The organism is Dehalococcoidia bacterium, from assembly GCA_021295915.1.
GTDB lineage: Bacteria > Chloroflexota > Dehalococcoidia > Lucifugimonadales > UBA1123 > VXRN01.
Window position 1 is genome coordinate 1,737 of the sequence record JAGWBK010000088.1, and the last position, 477, is coordinate 2,213.

Here is a 477-nt window from a genome sequence, read left to right on the forward strand (position 1 = left end):
CACCGCGGCGGTGGGCTGGCTGGCAAGCGCCACCGTGTAGCTGCCGCTTCCACCTTCGGCCACCGTCAGTGAAGATGGTGTGAGCGCCAGGAGGTTTCCACACCGTGGCAGCTCAACATCGACCGGCAGACTTAGCGGTAGGCTCCTCGGTAAACAGATTAAACTATTGTCATTCAGCCTGAGTGTCTGTAGAGCAGAGAGCCCAGCGAAGATATCTTCCGGTAGGCTGCTTAGCTCATTGTCATTCAGATAGAGCTCTTGTAGAGCAGAGAGCCCAGCAAAGATATCTTCCGGTAAACTGCTTAAATCATTGTCACTCAGCGAGAGCTCTTGTAGAGCAGAGAGCCCATCGAAGACATCTTCCGGTAAACTGCTTAAATCATTGTAACGCATATAGAGTTTCTTTAAATTAGAAATCCCAGCGAAGCTATCTTCTGGCAGGCTGCTTAGGTCATTGTTATTCAGAGAGAGTATTTC

At 50.1% G+C, this 477-nt stretch carries 1 protein-coding gene; it reads right to left on the reverse strand.

Going from position 1 to position 477, the window contains the following annotated elements:
* A partial coding sequence (locus J4G14_15140) for a leucine-rich repeat domain-containing protein (GenBank protein ID MCE2459123.1) occupies window positions 1-477 on the reverse strand: 477 nt, incomplete at both ends.